Origin of the sequence: Vibrio metoecus (assembly GCF_009665255.1) — a bacterium.
GTDB classification, from domain to species: domain Bacteria; phylum Pseudomonadota; class Gammaproteobacteria; order Enterobacterales; family Vibrionaceae; genus Vibrio; species Vibrio metoecus_B.
This window is the reverse complement of the sequence record NZ_CP035686.1, coordinates 653,418-669,683: the sequence shown is the minus strand read 5'-3', so window position 1 is coordinate 669,683 and position 16,266 is coordinate 653,418. Positions and strand designations below refer to the sequence as shown.

At 46.3% G+C, this 16,266-nt stretch carries 13 protein-coding genes and 1 pseudogene; 3 read left to right on the top strand and 11 right to left on the bottom strand.

Features of this window, described 5'->3' with window-relative positions:
* Positions 1 to 3: 3 nt before the first annotated feature.
* The 7 genes and pseudogenes from EPB59_RS03175 to sixA form a co-directional block, all read right to left on the bottom strand.
* A complete protein-coding gene (locus tag EPB59_RS03175) occupies positions 4 to 723 on the bottom strand; it encodes a protein phosphatase CheZ (RefSeq protein ID WP_055030727.1) in 720 nt (239 codons plus the stop codon).
* 55 nt (positions 724 to 778) lie between these two features.
* Positions 779 to 1,147: a chemotaxis response regulator CheY gene (gene cheY / locus EPB59_RS03170; protein ID WP_055028320.1), complete on the bottom strand. Its 369-nt coding sequence runs from the start codon at positions 1,145 to 1,147 to the stop codon at positions 779 to 781.
* A 45-nt stretch (positions 1,148 to 1,192) separates the two neighbouring features.
* On the bottom strand, positions 1,193 to 1,927 hold the full coding sequence (locus tag EPB59_RS03165; RefSeq protein ID WP_055050957.1) for an RNA polymerase sigma factor FliA: 735 nt from the start codon (positions 1,925 to 1,927) through the stop codon (positions 1,193 to 1,195).
* Positions 1,920 to 2,806, bottom strand: a pseudogene (locus tag EPB59_RS03160) (MinD/ParA family protein). The gene EPB59_RS03165 and the pseudogene EPB59_RS03160 overlap by 8 nt, the downstream one beginning before the upstream one ends.
* 13 nt (positions 2,807 to 2,819) lie before the next feature.
* A complete protein-coding gene (gene flhF, locus EPB59_RS03155) occupies positions 2,820 to 4,292 on the bottom strand; it encodes a flagellar biosynthesis protein FlhF (protein ID WP_055050955.1) in 1,473 nt (490 codons plus the stop codon).
* A gap of 34 nt (positions 4,293 to 4,326) precedes the next feature.
* On the bottom strand, positions 4,327 to 6,420 hold the full coding sequence (flhA, locus tag EPB59_RS03150) for a flagellar biosynthesis protein FlhA (RefSeq protein WP_055050954.1): 2,094 nt from the start codon (positions 6,418 to 6,420) through the stop codon (positions 4,327 to 4,329).
* A gap of 205 nt (positions 6,421 to 6,625) precedes the next feature.
* Positions 6,626 to 7,093, bottom strand: a complete 468-nt coding sequence (sixA, locus tag EPB59_RS03145) for a phosphohistidine phosphatase SixA (RefSeq protein WP_195707040.1) — start codon at positions 7,091 to 7,093, stop codon at positions 6,626 to 6,628.
* Positions 7,094 to 7,291: 198 nt separating this feature from the next.
* On the opposite strand from sixA, the gene EPB59_RS03140 reads away from it, so the two are divergent.
* Positions 7,292 to 10,063 carry an insulinase family protein gene (locus EPB59_RS03140; RefSeq protein ID WP_195707039.1) on the top strand — a complete coding sequence of 924 codons (2,772 nt, stop codon included), beginning with the start codon at positions 7,292 to 7,294 and terminating at the stop codon, positions 10,061 to 10,063.
* Here the strand turns inward: EPB59_RS03140 and EPB59_RS03135 are convergent.
* Positions 10,060 to 10,665 (bottom strand): VOC family protein, encoded by a 606-nt coding sequence (locus EPB59_RS03135; protein WP_154171533.1) that lies wholly within the window; start codon positions 10,663 to 10,665, stop codon positions 10,060 to 10,062. The genes EPB59_RS03140 and EPB59_RS03135 overlap by 4 nt on opposite strands.
* Before the next feature lie 199 nt (positions 10,666 to 10,864).
* Between EPB59_RS03135 and argS the strand changes: the two genes are divergently transcribed.
* Positions 10,865 to 12,598, top strand: coding sequence for an arginine--tRNA ligase (argS, locus tag EPB59_RS03130; RefSeq protein ID WP_154171532.1), 1,734 nt, complete (start codon positions 10,865 to 10,867; stop codon positions 12,596 to 12,598).
* Positions 12,599 to 12,701: 103 nt separating this feature from the next.
* Entirely contained in the window at positions 12,702 to 13,139 is a 438-nt protein-coding gene (locus EPB59_RS03125) for an HIT family protein (protein WP_154171531.1), read from the top strand.
* A gap of 104 nt (positions 13,140 to 13,243) precedes the next feature.
* Here EPB59_RS03125 and EPB59_RS03120 read toward each other — a convergent pair whose 3' ends face one another.
* From EPB59_RS03120 to EPB59_RS03110, 3 genes are read right to left on the bottom strand one after another with little or no spacing between them, the layout of a single operon-like run.
* The gene (locus EPB59_RS03120) at positions 13,244 to 13,474 is read right to left on the bottom strand and encodes a FeoC-like transcriptional regulator (RefSeq protein ID WP_055050949.1); all 231 of its coding nucleotides are present in this window, start codon (positions 13,472 to 13,474) and stop codon (positions 13,244 to 13,246) included.
* Positions 13,471 to 15,747 (bottom strand): Fe(2+) transporter permease subunit FeoB, encoded by a 2,277-nt coding sequence (gene feoB, locus EPB59_RS03115; protein ID WP_154171530.1) that lies wholly within the window; start codon positions 15,745 to 15,747, stop codon positions 13,471 to 13,473. The genes EPB59_RS03120 and feoB overlap by 4 nt, the downstream gene beginning before the upstream one ends.
* Positions 15,744 to 15,974, bottom strand: a complete 231-nt coding sequence (locus EPB59_RS03110) for a FeoA family protein (protein ID WP_055050947.1) — start codon at positions 15,972 to 15,974, stop codon at positions 15,744 to 15,746. The genes feoB and EPB59_RS03110 overlap by 4 nt, the downstream gene beginning before the upstream one ends.
* Positions 15,975 to 16,266 lie beyond the last annotated feature (292 nt).

Sequence of the window (16,266 nt, the reverse complement as noted above, 5' to 3'; positions counted from 1 at the left end):
CCCCTAAAATCCAAGACTCGATAACAAATCGTCAACTTCGTCTTGAGATGAGACAGCATCAATTCTCTCATGAGGGTTAATAATTGGCCCCTCAGGCTCAGTCAATGCCACGGTCGTCTTATCTGCTTTTTGTTCTTTTTGCGTTGCGCCGAATACCATCAGTATTTCTACTAATCGTTTTTCGACTTCATTCACCAGATTAATCACGCGTTTGATGATTTGCCCGGTTAAATCTTGAAAGTCTTGTGCCATCAAAATTTCCGTCAGCTCTCCGCGTAATTCACTACTGTCACCTTCCACTTGAGAAAGTAAGTCATCGACCCGGTGACAAAGCGACTTAAAGTGCATCAGCTCAATTCGGCCATTCATCAAACTGTTCCATTCAGGGCGAATCAGCAGTAGGCTTTCATGTAATTTGTCGGCAATCGGCATGCACCGGTCAACTGCATCCATTGTTTTGTTTGCTGCAACTTCCGTTTTCTGTATAACGTAATGCAGTCTTTCCCGTGCGTCTGGAATCTCATCGGTCGCAATTTCACTGAAGCGCTCATCAATGTGAAAGTTTTTCAGCGATTCGTGTAAATCCCGCGTCAACATCCCTATCTCTTTGAGCATAGGATTGCTCGCAGACTCATAAACATAGGTAAGAAGACGATTAGCTTCGTCCTTTTGACCTTGTTCCAAAAGTTGCACGAGTTCTTTAGCCTGTTCTAATGAAATCATCCTGCATCAGCCTTTTGCGCGTGTGAATAGAACACCTTTTGCCGCAGCAAAAGCCTTATAAACGCTCAAATATTTTCTCTAGTTTTTCTTTAAGCGTAGCTGCGGTGAATGGTTTTACGATGTAACCGTTAACACCCGCTTGAGCGGCTTCAATAATTTGCTCACGTTTAGCTTCTGCAGTAATCATAAGCACAGGTAGGTGTTTCAACTCTTCGTCAGCACGGATGTTTTTGAGCAGGTCAATGCCTTGCATACCAGGCATGTTCCAGTCTGTGACAACAAAGTCAAACTCACCTTTTTTGAGCATAGGCAATGCCGTTAGGCCATCGTCCGCTTCCTGCGTATTATTGAACCCCAGATCTCGAAGTAGGTTTTTAACGATTCGGCGCATTGTTGAAAAATCATCAACAATAAGGATCTTCATGTTTTTATTCAAAATTGCCTCCACTGAGTTTGAGATCAGTGATATTTAGTCATTCCGAGTCCAAGAACTTAACTTTGTTCTTAGTCGCTGCATAGATTGGCTGAGTATTTGGCTGACGCGAGATTCACTAACTCCAAGTACCTCACCAATTTCTTTTAAGTTTAGCTCTTCATCATAATAGAGCGAAAGTACCAAAGCTTCACGCTCCGGAAGTGATTTTATTGATTCAACGAGTGCTTTACGGAAAGATTCTTCAGCGACGCCGTGAAAAGGAGAGTTATCTTCCCCCTCTTCAAACGGTGAAATTGCATCATCAGAAACGCCGAGATCTTCTATCCCAACGATACGTGAACAGTTAATGTCCATCAGTACGCTGTGATACTGTTCTAGCGACATGTCTAAAAACTTAGCCACTTCAGCATCCGTTGGATCACGGTTCAGCTCTCCTTCAAGAACCGCTATCGCTTGACTGATTTCCCGATTATGTTTGTGCACAGATCGCGGAACCCAGTCACCACGTCGGATATCGTCGAGCATTGCTCCACGGATCCGAATTCCGGCATAGGTTTCAAAGCTTGCGCCTTTACTTCCATCATAATTTTTTTGTGCCTCAAGTAAGCCAACCATACCTGCTTGAATGAGGTCTTCGATCAGCACGCTTGGGGGCAAACGGCCAATTAAATGATGAGCGATACGCTTAACCAATACAGAGTACTTCTCAAGAAATAGCTGCTGGCTATTAAGATTTCCGTATTGATCGTATGTAAGCGCTTTATTCACCGAAAGGTTCCCCTACTGTTTCTGACCGATTAAGTAAGCGTTCAACGAAAAACTCTAAATGTCCACTTGGTGTTTTTGGTATCGGCCAAGTCAACGCTTTATTTGCCAGTGAGCTGATCGCCAGTGCCGCCGGCGAGCGTGGATACGCATCCACTACGATTTTTTGTCGTTTCACCGCTTGACGCACATTGTCGTCGAGAGGGATACAAGCGACAAGTTCTAAGCTCACATTTAAAAACCGTTCTGTCACTAATGTTAATTTAGCAAATAATTCGCGACCTTCACGATAACTTCTCACCATATTAGCAACAATTTTAAATCGTTGAACTTGATGCTCTTTGCTTAATAGCTTAATCAGTGCATAAGCATCGGTGATAGAGGTCGGTTCATCACACACAACAACCACTACATCTTGTGCGGCACGTGAGAAGCTGACCACCATATCGGAGATCCCAGCCGCCGTGTCGATGAGTAGAATATCCATTTCATCTTCTAGTGTGCCAAACGCACGGATCAGCCCCACGTGCTGTGCATGTGATAGCTCGGTCATCGACTGAGTACCCGAGGTTGCGGGGATGATGCGAATACCATGCGGACCTTCAACAATGGCATCTTTAAGTTCACACTCTCCGGCTAAAACATGGCCTAGGTTGCGTTTAGGGCGTATGCCGAGCATCACATCCACATTGGCAAGGCCCAAGTCGGCATCAAGCACCATGACTTTTTTACCCAGTTTTGCCATGCAAATAGCCATGCCTAGGGTGACATTCGATTTCCCTACACCACCTTTGCCCCGGTAACCGAAATCACTTTGGTCACTGAGGGTTGGGTTAAGCGACGTAGGCCGCTTGCTTGGTCATATATCATTTTATTTGTCATACCTGTCCGCCGCCTAGAATCTCTCTGAATCACTGGTCCAGTAATGAGGTTCATCTTCAGTCGACTTCTCTAGCAATTCGTTTGCCTTTGCGACCATGTATTTGGGTTGCGCGATTACGATATCTTCCGGTACTCGTTGTCCATTGGCGATGTACGCTACAGGCAACGCGTTTTGTACCACCACGCTCACGAATTCACCTAAGCTTAGGCACTCATCGAGCTTGGTCATAATGCATCCAGAAAGTGGAATTCTTCTGAAATGCTCAATCGTTTCTTGTAATACTTTGCGTTGCGCTGTAGCAGGCAACACGAGATAGCTATGGATGGTCTCTCCGCTCTCTTGCATCAAGGTATCCAGTTGTTCAGACAGCCGGACATCACGCTGTCCCATCCCTGCGGTATCGACCAAAATCAGGCGGCGATTACGTAGCTGATAGATTACATCGGCTAACTCGTTGGAATCTTTAGCAACTCTTACAGGACACCCCATAATTCGGCCATAAATGGATAATTGTTCATGAGCACCGATGCGGTAGGTATCTGTCGTCACTAAGGCAACGTTATCTGATCCGTACTCCATCGCCGCACGAGCGGCGAGTTTAGCTACCGTCGTGGTTTTACCTACGCCTGTTGGCCCAAGTAGTGCCACGACTCCACCACGCTTAAGAATATCGTGTTTGATAACGGGGATTTGGTCTGAAACCAGACCGAGCAGTGCTTTCCATGCTTTAGGCGGTGGCGTTTCTTCTGGAATGTAACAAGCCAATTGGTCTGCCATTTCCAATGAAACCCCCATACGTTCTAAACGTTTGATTAACATAGCTCGCAGAGGCTCACGGCGCTCGACTTCTTGCCACATTAATCCAGAGACTTGGTGTTCGAGCAAACGTCGGATCGAGGTCATTTCTTCGCGCATCGACTCTAATTCGCTCACCGCCACCGTGGGTTCGTCTGGAGTATTGCGGTCATAGCGTGTCGGGTCTAACCTAGGTTTGCGTCGTGAGTTGGTATCGTCTTGCAACAACTTACTCAGCGCAGAGTCAGGACGTTGACGTTCCGCGTTATTTCTTTGCGGTGCTCGATTCTCTGATTGTCGCTTGAGTAAGGCTGAAAGCGAATCTTCATTTTCTGCTCGATGATCTTGTTCATCCGCTGTGCCATTACTGTATTGCTTTAGCATGTTGGCAAAACGTTGAGTCATCGACCGACCATTGTCTGCACTTGATTGCAGGCTCACTCGGTCATCAATCAACTCTCGACTTTTTGTCGGTGCAACTGAAGGCGACACTTGGCTATAAGCATGTCTCGGCTGCGAGTTGTACCGTTTTGCAGGTGCAGGCGCGGTATCTCCGTCGACTGCAGCCACAATTTCGACCCCACCCGCGACTTTTTTATTCGACATGATCACCGCGTCTACGCCCAGTTCTTCTTTGACCTGAAGCAGCGCGGTTTTCATATCTTTGGCAAAAAATCGTTTTATTTTCAAAGCAGATTTCCGTCTTTAAAAAACGTGCGGACGATTAATTACCCACGGCCTGCACAATTCGAATTTGTTTCTCATCGGGGATCTCCTGATAGGAGAGCACGCGAAGGTTGGGAATGGTATTTTTCACAAACTTCGCCAGTGTCGAACGCAGTACACCAGATGTCAGTAATACTGCTGGTTCCCCTTTCAATTCCTGCTCTTGTGTGGCGTGGCTCAATGCCATTTGCAGTCTTTCAGCCAATCCTGGCTCAATTCCTGCTGATTCACCACCGGAAGCCTGCATGGTTTGATGCAAGATTTGTTCCAGCTCAGGAATGAGTGTAATCACGGGCAATTCTGGCTCTACCCCATTGATTTCTTGGACAATCAATCGTTTTAGCGAGATACGTACCGCCGCGGTAAGAATGTCAGGTTCTTGACTCTTGCTCGCGTATTCCGAAAGGGTTTGCACTATGGTGCGAATGTCACGAATCGGGATCGCTTCATGCAGCAAGTTTTGCAGCACTTTGACGACCACACCCAATGAGAGCTGATCCGGTACGAAATTTTCTACCAATTTGGGCGCTGACCGCGAAAGCATTTCCAACAAATTTTGCACTTCTTCATGGCCGATGAGTTGCGCCGCATTATTGGTGAGCAGTTGGCTAAGATGGGTGGCCAATACCGTTGATGAGTCAACAACGGTGTAACCCAAAGCTTGTGCGTGTTCACGCTGTTCTTCACGGATCCACACCGCATCCAAACCAAAGGCTGGGTCACGGGTGCGCTCACCATCAATCATTCCGTATACTTGTCCTGGGTTAATCGCCAACTCTTGGTCAGGGCGGATCTCCGCCTCGCCCACTGCGACCCCCATCAAGGTGATGCGGTAACTGTTTGGCGTGAGCTCTAAGTTGTCACGAATATGTACCGGTGGGATTAGAAAGCCAAAATCTTGCGAAAGTTTTTTACGCACACCTTTGACTCGTTCAAGGAGTTCACCACCTTGATCTTTGTCCACCAACGGAATCAAGCGATAACCCACTTCTAACCCAATCACATCAACAGGTTGTACATCATCCCATGACAGTTCTCGTTGGGTTGGCGCTTCTACATCACTCTTAGCAGGCAGATTTTTATTCTGTGCTTTGGTCTTTTGCTTACGATGCATCCAATAAGCAGCCCCACCCGCCAACAGCGCCAAAAATAGGAATGAAAAGTGCGGCATTCCCGGTACGATACCCATCACACCAAGAATACCCGCAGTAATGGTTAAGGCTTTCGGGTTATCAAACAGCTGGAAGATAACCTGCTGCCCCATATCCTCATCAGTATTTTGACGCGTAACCATGATGGCCGCGCCAATCGACAACAGCAGTGACGGAATCTGAGCTACTAAGCCATCACCGATGGTCAATAAGGTATAGATTTCAATCGCTTCTTTGAAACCCAAACCGTATTGGATCATCCCAATCGTCAGGCCACCAATGATGTTGATAAAGAGAATTAGAATACCGGCAATCGCATCGCCTTTAACAAATTTTGACGCACCATCCATCGAACCATAGAAGTCCGCTTCTTTGGTCACTTCAAAACGGCGCACACGGGCTTGTTCTTGATCAATCAGGCCAGCATTTAAGTCTGCGTCAATTGCCATTTGCTTACCTGGCAAGGCATCCAAGGTAAAGCGAGCACTTACTTCTGAAATACGTCCTGCACCTTTGGTAACAACCATAAAGTTGATGATCATCAGAATGAGGAACACCACTAAACCAACGGCATAGTTTCCACCGATCACTACATTACCAAAGGCTTCAATCACATGGCCCGCAGCGCCAGGACCTTCATGACCATACAACAAAACCACTCGCGTTGACGCAACGTTCAGTGCCAAACGCAGCAATGTCGCGATCAACAGTACCGTTGGAAATGCCGCAAAATCTAATGGTCGACGGGTATACACAGTAACCAATAACACCACGAGCGATAACGCAATGTTAAAGGTGAAGAATAAGTCGAGCAGAAATGCCGGCATTGGGAGGACAACCATCGCCAATGCCGCCAGCACCATAACCGGAGCCCCAATGGCTGGCATGCTACGCTGTGGAATAGAAGGCAATTTGTCTGCAAATGGAAGAGTAAACTTCATAGATTTCTGGTTATCACTTAATGGTTAATCGGAACATCCGTCGAGCGCAGCAAAACGCATTGCCATTCAATGCAATTTTCAGTCCAGTACAGACGTCAATTTTATGGCAATACGAATTATCCAATGAGAATTGTAAAAACAAAGAGTTAAAATCAATGAGAGCCAATTAAGGCTCTCATCTCATCGTGAAACTCGGACTATTCAATCAAGGATGAACATTCCACAAAGGTTGCCCCATTTGGGTTGCGGGATCGTACTCAATGCAGATAACCCCTGACGTAGGGAACATCGGTGGGATCATGCCATCAACAAATTCCGAGACTAAATATCCCACGAGCGGTAAGTGGGAAACGAGCAACAGGGATTCAAGCTGTTCAACCTCGATCAAAGCAGAGAGATAATCAAACACCCGATCTGACTGCCCATAAGGCGTGATACCATCACAACTTTCTACATTTCGGGCAGAAAAATGTTCCGCCAGCAACTCCCATGTTTGTTGCGCCCGCAAATAAGGGCTAACCAGTACAAGGTCAAAGTCGCTAACACCTCGTTGGTCCGCACATGCCCGAGCCACCGCTTCTGATTCATGGCGACCTCGATCGGTTAATGCTCTCTCCGCATCACTGGAAGCAAACTGCTCAGCTTCTCCATGACGCATAATATAAATCTTCATGTACACTACCTACGCTATGCAGTCTCTGGCTGCTTGGTTTTTGTGATTATAACAGCAGTCTGAGCAAAGACTTCGACTTCGTTAACAGTCTATTAAAAAGCCAAACGACAGACTAAACTGACAGGAATAATAATAGTACGATGTGTCAACTTGGTGTTCTGTGACTCGTCTTTGACCTTATTAATCCGGAGAAATGCTGTGCATATCAGCCCCAATGATACCAATCAGTACCGCTATCTCACGCTGAACAATGGCTTACGGACTCTCTTGATCCAAAGTCCTGAAGCCCCCAAATGCGCCGCGGCTTTAGCAGTCAACGTGGGACACTTTGACGATCCGAATGAACGCCAAGGCTTAGCTCATTACCTTGAGCACATGCTTTTTTTGGGTACAGAAAAATACCCGAAAGTCGGCGAATTTCAAACTTTTATCAGTCAGCATGGGGGCTCAAATAATGCTTGGACTGGTACCGAGCACACCTGTTTTTTCTTCGATGTTGTTCCCAATGCCTTTGCTAAAGCCCTCGACCGATTCAGCCAATTTTTCATTGCGCCGCTTTTTAATGCTGAAGCTCTAGATAAAGAACGCCAAGCTGTCGACTCCGAATACAAACTCAAAATTAAAGATGAGTCACGCCGCCTCTATCAGGTACAGAAAGAAACGATTAACCCCCAACATCCTTTCAGCAAATTCTCGGTAGGCAATCAGCAAACGCTAAGTGATCGCGAAAACAGCTCCATTCGTGATGAAATTATTGAGTTCTACCAATCTCACTACTCTGCAGAGTTAATGACATTGACGCTCATTGGTCCGCAGAGTTTTGAAGAACTGGAACAGTGGGCACACACTTACTTCGCAGCCATTCCTAGCCCGACACGAGACATCTCACCTTTGCCACCTTTTGTTTGCGATGAGCACACCGGAATTCTGATCCGAGTTGAGCCACTCAAAGAAATTCGCAAACTGATCATGGCCTTTCCGATGCCAAGTACCGAAAGCTACTATCAGAAAAAGCCGCTTTCCTACTTTGCGCATTTAATTGGTTATGAAGGTGAAGGCAGCTTGCTGCAAGCACTGAAAGATAAAGGCTGGATCACTACTCTCTCTGCCGGTGGTGGGGTCAGTGGCAGTAACTACCGCGAGTTTGCGGTCAGCTGCGTGCTCACGCCTGAAGGGCTAGAGCATGTCGATGACATCATTCAAAGCCTTTTTCAAACCTTGAATTTAATTGCAACTCAAGGATTGCAGGAATGGCGTTATCAAGAAAAACGCGCCGTACTGGAATCCGCTTTCCGTTTTCAAGAAACTCAGCGCCCACTGGATATGGTCAGCCACTTAGTGGTCAATATGCAGCATTACGCCCCCGAAGATACGGCGTATGGGGACTACATGATGATGGGGTATGACGAACCACTCCTGCGGCATATTCTCAGCTATCTTACCCCAGAAAATCTGCGTGCAACCTTGATTGCCAAAGGTGATGGTTTTGATAGAACAGCACAATGGTACTTTACCCCTTACTCAGTGCAACCCTTCAGTACGAAGCAGCTGAACCAGTTCCGCCAATCGGTAGATTTACCACTGGCACTACCGGAACCAAACCCATTTATCTGTTATGAACTTGACCCTTCCGATATCAAAGACGCGAGCAATTTACCGCAAGTGTTGCAGGATTTGCCTGGATTTACGCTATGGCATCAACAAGATACTGAGTTTCGAGTTCCCAAAGGCGTCATTTATGTCGCCATCGATAGCCCACACGCTGTAGCCAACTGCCGTAATATCGTCATGACTCGCTTATGCGTTGAAATGTTTTTGGATGCCCTTGCCAAAGAGACTTACCAAGCGGAAATCGCAGGAATGGGTTATAACCTCTATGCTCATCAAGGTGGTGTTACCCTCACGCTCTCTGGTTTTAGCCAAAAACTCCCACAGCTGATGGAAGTCATTTTGCGCAAATTTGCTCAACGTGATTTTCAACCTAAACGGTTTGACACCATTAAACAGCAGATGATCCGTAACTGGCGCAATGCAGCCCATGATAAACCCATTTCTCAACTGTTTAATGCGATGACTGGGTTACTGCAACCCAATAACCCGCCGTATGCCGATTTGCTGGCCGAAATTGATGATGTACACGTAGAAGAGCTCGCAGCTTTTGTCGAGGCCATTTTGTCGCAATTGCATGTTGAAATGTTTGTATACGGCGACTGGTCAGCCCATGCGGCTCAACAAATGGCAGAGGTACTCAAGGATGCACTGCGTGTACAAGGGCAAACTTACGAAGAGTCACTTCGCCCTCTCATCATGCTCGGCAAAAATGGGACATTTCAACGCGAAGTTGATTGCCAACAAGATGATTCTGCGATTGTCGTTTACTACCAGTGTGAAGAAGTCAGTCCGCGGAGTATTGCATTGTATTCCCTAGCCAACCATTTGATGTCAGCCACATTTTTCCACGAAATTCGTACCAAACAGCAACTCGGTTATATGGTTGGAACGGGTAATATGCCGTTAAATCGCCATCCTGGGTTGATTCTTTACGTACAATCCCCCTCAGCGCCGCCTAGCGAGTTAATCCGTTCAATCGATGAGTTTTTGAATGCGCTATACATGGTGCTGTTAGAGTTAAACGAATATGAATGGCATAGCAGTAAGCGCGGATTATGGAATCAAATATCCGCTCCCGATCCAACACTGAGAATTCGTGCTCAGCGCTTATGGGTCGCGATTGGTAACAAGGATCTCACGTTCGACCAACGAGAAAAGGTATTGGAGGAGCTAAAAAACCTCAGCCGTGCCGATATGATTCGTTTTGTGGTTAATGAGCTAAAACCACGGACTGCGCATCGTTTGATCATGCACACGCAAGGCAAGGCGCATCAAGATGCGCTCGCCCTACAACTTGGTCAAGAAATCGGCTCAGTGCAAGAATTCCAGTTGCGTGCTAAAGCTTATGATGTTGGTTAACGCACCATTTCAGCTTCTGACTCAACAATCTTTTGCAGCGGGTGGGGGTGCAGTTTGATACACACCCCCTGCCATTGAAACGCCACCGTTGGGTTCGCTAAACGCTCCCCCTCTCCTTGCGGGCTCGACAACTTAACCTTGATTCCCTCATCAGCAAACCCATCCCATTTTTCCGCTAGTGAGGGATAATTCGTTTTCAACTCCTCACAAAATGCTTGGGCACTCTGTGCTTGTGAAGGAACGACAAACTCTACATGCTCCCAACTCTGCTCAGGGTAAGTTTTGCCGAGAGCAGGATAAGGCAGTTCTAAGCATTCAATCCGCCAATGGCTTGATTGCAGTGGCTCGTTAAAAAGAATCACGATGATCGGGCGACCATTAATCTGCGCACAAGAGATCTCCTGGCCATAAGCCAACCATGCCTGATGGGCTGTTTGTGCCAGTTCCTGATCATTAATTCGCAATGCAATATGATCTAGCTGATGAGAACGTAAATCTAAGCCCAAAAGAGCAAGTAACTGCTCTATTTTCGAGATAAAACGATCGAGTTTTCCAAGCAGTTGTTGTGGGGTAAGCCCTGTCTCACAAAGTTGTTGATGCATCTCATGGCCTTAAAATCGCTATTTGAACGCGATACTATCAAGATTGGCGGGAAAAGGTGAAAATTTCCTGCGTTTCTCCCTAGGTGGTTAAGCTGAAAATTGTTATTATGGCCGCCATCTAACCAATGTTATTGTGATATGCCTCACTCCAAAAATGATGGCATTCCTCACCTATTTCCTTGAATTGAAGGGCAAACGTGTGAATATCCAAGCACTAATCAATGATCGAGTTTCTCAGGCTATCGAAGCCGCAGGCGCACCCGCTGGCACCCCAGCACTGGTTCGTCAATCAGCAAAAGCACAATTTGGTGATTACCAAGCGAATGGCATTATGGGTGCAGCCAAGCAGTTGGGTACCAATCCTCGAGAATTTGCACAGAAAGTCTTGGATGTTCTAAACCTTGAAGGCATTGCAAGCAAAACTGAAATTGCTGGCCCTGGCTTTATCAATATCTTCTTGAGCGAAGAGTTTCTCGCCGCTCAAGCTGAAGCGGCTCTTGCCGATGAGCGTCTAGGCGTTGCGCAAGAAACCCCAAAAACCATCGTGGCTGACTACTCTGCACCTAACGTTGCCAAAGAGATGCACGTAGGCCATCTGCGCTCAACCATCATTGGGGATGCGGTAGTTCGTACCTTGGAATTCTTGGGTCATAACGTGATCCGCGCGAACCACATTGGTGATTGGGGTACCCAGTTCGGCATGCTGATCGCCAACCTTGAGCGCGTGCAGAAAGCATCGGGTGAAATTTCGATGGAGCTTTCTGATCTCGAGGCTTTCTATCGTGAATCGAAAAAGCTGTATGACGAAGATGAACAGTTTGCAGAAACTGCGCGTAACTACGTAGTGAAATTGCAAGGTGGCGACCCATTCTGCCTAGAGATGTGGAAGAAGTTGGTTGATGTCACCATGATTCAAAACCAGCGTAACTACGACCGCTTGAACGTGTCCCTCACTCGTGAAAATGTCATGGGCGAAAGCATGTACAACGACATGCTACCGTTAATTGTTAGCGATCTGAAAGCCAAAGGCTTGGCAGTCGAAGACGATGGTGCGCAAGTGGTTTTCTTGGACGAATTCAAGAATAAAGACGGCGAACCTATGGGCGTTATCGTGCAAAAACGTGATGGTGGTTTCCTGTACACAACCACTGACATTGCGTGTGCTAAATACCGTTATGAAACGTTGGGGGCCGATCGTGTACTGTACTTCATCGATTCACGTCAACATCAACACTTGATGCAAGCGTGGACTATCGTACGCAAAGCGGGCTATATCCCAGAAGAGGTCAGCTTAGAGCACCATGCGTTTGGTATGATGCTAGGCAAAGATGGCCGACCTTTCAAAACTCGTGCAGGCGGCACCGTCCGCTTAGCCGATTTACTGGATGAAGCAGAAGATCGCGCCAAAGCCCTGATTGAATCCAAAAACCCAGAACTGTCAGCAGAAGAGAAAGCCAACATCGCCAACACAGTGGCAATGGCGGCGGTGAAATACGCTGACCTTTCAAAACACCGCACCACCGATTATGTGTTCGATTGGGACAACATGCTGGCGTTTGAAGGCAACACGGCACCTTACATGCAGTACGCTTACACTCGTGTTGCTTCTGTGTTTGCAAAAGCAGGCGTGGATATGAATGAACTAGCTGGCCATATCCAAATCACAGAAGAGAAAGAAAAAGCGCTGATCGCTAAACTGCTGCAGTTTGAAGAAGCAGTTCAATCGGTGGCTCGTGAAGGTCAACCGCACATCATGTGTAGCTACCTGTTTGAACTCGCGGGTATTTTCTCTAGCTTCTACGAAGCTTGCCCAATTTTAGTCGCAGAGCAAGAAAGCGTTAAGCAGAGTCGTTTGAAACTCGCGGCCCTGACTGCTAAAACCATCAAGCAAGGCTTAGCACTTTTGGGCATTGACACTCTAGAAAGAATGTAATTGAAGCAGGGAAAAGGTTGGCCAATCGCCAACCTTTTCTTTATCTCCCCCATCTCGTTTAGACAAAGCGAGAAAACAGATTCTGACTCGGAGGCGCAACCTCATGGCACATTTTGAACTGCACCCTCAACTGCAAAAAGATACAAATGTCATCGGACATTTTCCACTTTGTGTTGCTCTGTTACATAAAGACTCTACCGTTCCTTGGATCATCTTAGTTCCACAAAGAGTAGGATTACGCGAGCTGCACCACTTGCCTATGAATGAGCAACAACAATTTCTAGTGGAATCGCAAATCATTTGCCAAACCTTAGAAACCCTGTTCACTCCAGACAAACTCAACTTAGGCGCACTGGGTAATATGGTGCCTCAACTGCACATTCACCACATTGCTCGCTTTACTGATGATATGGCTTGGCCGGGACCCGTTTGGGGGCGAACTCAAGGAGTATTCCGCTCAGAGCTAGAGCAACAAACACTGATCACGGCTATCCAACAATATCTTGCACAAAGTCCACACTTTTCGCCTCAGCTTACTTAAACATTTCGGTGTGCTAGAAAAATCATTACCGTGATAAGCCAATTTTTAGAAGTGACAATAAAAAAGCCGCATTACGCGGCTTTTTTATTCATATCAGGACTCAACTACATGGTAACACTCACCGACAAGTCGCCGACACGATTGAGGACATAACGAACCCGAACGATGGCATCTTCTGCATTTGTGTATTGCTGACGAGATATTACCCCTTTCTTAATCCAGACCGAAAGCATGGCATCTACACCATCTTCGCTCAAAGAAAAGCGCCGAGCTAACTCTTGGCGGGTGATGCTACCTTTCGCTTCAATCGCGGCTTTGAGATCCGTTAATATCACGCGACAGGAACCTCGATCATTCGCTGCTTACGCCCTGTTTTCTTCAACATCCAATAGGTGGCAAAAGCAATCAGAGTGATGGTCGTAACCCAAGCCAAACTTGACACCGGATGTTCAGAAACATGCGTTAGTTGGTAGTACATTACGGCTGAACCGTAAGCAAGCCCCATCGTCCACATCGCAATAAAGCGAGCATAAGCCACCCCAAATTCACGCACATAAGCCCCCATAGCTGCAACACAAGGGGTATAAAGCAGAATAAAAATCAGGTAAGCAAACGCGACATGCCCATTCACAAAATAAGTGTGCAAGTTGCCAAAGATCGACGCATCAACTTCTTGCTCTTGCGCGACCGCATTCGTATCGGTCAGATCACCAACTTCAATCCCCAGTGGGTCACTAAAACTGAGTCCGGCTAAGTTTTCCGGTATAGTCATTACGGCTTCTTGAAGGCTCGCAAGTAAATCATATTCAGGAGCCTCTTCAGCATCAGCTGACGTGGAATAAAGACTATTCAAGGTTCCCACTACCGCTTCTTTAGCAAAAATACCCGTAATAATACCTACGGTCGCAGGCCAGTTTTGTTGAGAAATTCCCATTGGCGCAAAAACCGGAGTTACAAACTGTGCAGCCTTAGAAAGCACTGACTTGTCGCTATTTTCATTACCAAATGAACCATCAGTACCCACTGAGTTCAAAAAGCTCAAGATCGTAACCACAATCACAATTGTTTTTCCTGCCCCCATCACAAAGCGCTTTAGCTTCTGCCACGTTTTGAGTACCACGTTTTGCAAAGTCGGAATTTCATAATCTGGCATTTCCATGATTAAGCTTTCACTTACACCAGGGTACAAGGTTTTTTTCAGAATCAAGCCTGTAAATACGGCTGCCACAATGCCTAATAAATAGAGTGCGAACACAACGTTCTGACCACTTTGCGGAAAGAATGCGGCGGCAAACAAGGCATAAACGGGTAAGCGAGCACCGCATGACATAAAGGGAGCCATTGATGCTGCAAGCTTACGCTCACGCTCTTGATCTAATGTTCGGGTTGCCATAATAGAAGGGACGTTACAACCAAAACCAAGCACAAGTGGTACAAACGCTTTGCCCGGCAAACCGATTCTCTGCATCACTTTATCTAGTACAAACGCTGCGCGCGACATGTAACCAGAACTCTCTAACACCGCTAAAAAAAGGTATAGACAAGCAATCACAGGAATAAAGGTGGCAACAGTTTGGATACCTCCACCGACCCCATTAGCAATCAAAGTCACTAACCAAACTGGCAAATGGTCATCAAGCAAATAATGGCCGCCATCCACCAGAAGCGCACCAACGCTTATGTCGAAGAAATCAATGAAGGCACTGCCGATATTGATCGAGAACATAAACATCACATACATCACCGCAAAGAAGAAAGGAATTCCTACCCATTTATTGAGAATGATGCGATCCGCTTTCTGCGTGAATTTATGGCTCAACTTGCCTTCTGAACGTCGCACATGAGTGCACAAATCATGCAAATAGGTGTAACGCACATTCGCAACCAGCAAATCGATGTCCATCGCGGCCGAGTTCTGAACCTCACGAACTTTCTGGCGATCACTTTCTTCTAGGCTGTTGATCACTAACAAATCATTTTCGAGAGCTCGGATTGATAGCGCTCGTGATGTCACCGTTTGATCAACAAAAATGGATTCCAGTTGGGTAATGAGTTGCTCAAAGTCATCGCCATAATTCAAATCAAATTGTTTCAGCGCGATACCTTGTACCACAATCTTATGTAGCTTTTCCTGAAAACGGCGTACTTGCTCTTTGTTGTTAGCGGAAAGCGCAATAACAGGGCAGCCGAGAAACTGTTCCAATTGCTTAAGATCAAGATGAACACGCTCTCGTTTCAGCGCATCCATTTTATTGAGCACGACGATCATAGGACGACGTAATTCGCGCAGTTGAAGCGTCATATAGAGACTGCGCTCAAGACAAGTAGCGTCAACCACATTAATGATGACATCGGCAGGATGTGTAAGCACCGCACGTGAAGCGATCGATTCATCAATACTGTTGTCATCATTACCGCTGTCTAAAGCATAAATACCGGGTAAATCGGTTAGCAAGAACTCATCACCCGCATGAGTAAAACGTCCCGTCTTTTTCTCAACGGTCACCCCAGCCCAGTTACCTACTTGCTGTTTCGCTCCAGTCAGGCCGTTAAAAAGCGTTGTTTTACCGCTGTTAGGGTTACCAACAGTAAGCACTTGATATTTCATGACGCTTTCTCCACCTCAATACTGGCCGCGATATTTTCACGCAAAGCAATCGACACGCCTCGAACCTCAATTTGAAGAGGATCGCCCATAGGCGCTCGTCGGATTAACACCACCTCCGTGTTGGGTAGGACTCCCATGACCATGAGTTTCTTTCTAATGGTTTCAGAAAGACCTTCTAATGCGAGAACAACACCACGCTCGCCCGCTTTCAGCTGTGACAATTTCATGTTCGTTACTTTTTAATAAAAGAAAGTGTTAATAAGAAATATTACCATTAATGATAAGCCACATTATCATAAAGGACATAACGTTTTTTTGCGTGAAAACAAAGTTTGCTAAGTCATTCCTAACGTCACTTTCGTCAAAAGAATTCCCGTTAAAAACGTCAAAGGAGATGTAAGAAAAATCTTTACATGCAGCCAAAGTACATAAGAAATCCGACAAAATAAAAATAAACCATAAAAATCAAAAAGATAACAAGCGACAATAAACATTGTCGTTTTTCTATGTAACGTTGTC